Below are 842 nucleotides of genomic sequence, written 5' to 3' on the forward strand. Positions count from 1 at the left end.
TCCTTTACCAAGAAGTATTCCAAAACGGCGATTACGCGACTGATTATCAGTACATGTCAAAACCAGATCACCTAAGCCTGTCATTCCCATAAATGTGGAAAGCTCAGCACCCATAGCCCCTCCTAAACGACTGATTTCAGCTAGTCCTCGTGTGATGAGAGCTATTCGTGCATTTGCCCCAAATCCCATGCCATCTGATATTCCTGCACCAATAGCAATAACATTTTTAACTGCTCCCCCTAATTGAACGCCAATCATATCTGAACTTTTATAAACTCTAAAACTTTTGTCACAATGAAAAAGTTGCTGCAATTCTTTACCAAACTCAACATCAGAAGCTGCTATCGTCATTGCAGTAGGCCAACCAACAGCTAGTTCTTGAGCAAAAGTTGGTCCAGAAAAAACAGCTAAAGGAATTTTTTCACCTAAAATCTCACGAGCAACCTCTTGTAAGAAACGTCCGGTACCATGTTCTAAACCTTTTGTTGCCCAAATAACACGTGAATGCTGATCTAAATAAGGCTGAATGTTATACAAAACTTGATGAAATACATGGCTTGGAACAGCGATTAATATATTGTGACTTGCTACTATTGCAGTTTCAAGCGAAGCTTCAAGTAATAAATTTTCAGGAAATTGAATATCGGGTAAATATACTTTATTACAACGTTGTTCTTGTAATTCTTTGATATGTTGGGGTTTATATCCCCAAAGTAAAACATTATGACCATTACGGGCAAGAGCAATCGCTAATGCAGTACCAAAAGAACCAGCACCAATAACTGTCATTGCAACGGTTTTCATTAAGTTTTCTGATTATTCTCTAAATTTTTGATTTCAAT

General features: G+C 37.6%; 1 protein-coding gene. It reads right to left on the minus strand.

What is annotated here, in order from left to right:
- Nucleotides 1–804 (minus strand): NAD(P)H-dependent glycerol-3-phosphate dehydrogenase (gpsA, locus tag ACFIKE_RS11855; protein WP_375650147.1); only part of this gene is annotated, 804 nt, incomplete at its 3' end.
- Nucleotides 805–842 lie beyond the last annotated feature (38 nt).

The organism is Bartonella sp. MU70NMGDW, assembly GCF_042194085.1.
Classification (GTDB): Bacteria; Pseudomonadota; Alphaproteobacteria; order Rhizobiales; family Rhizobiaceae; genus Bartonella; species Bartonella grahamii.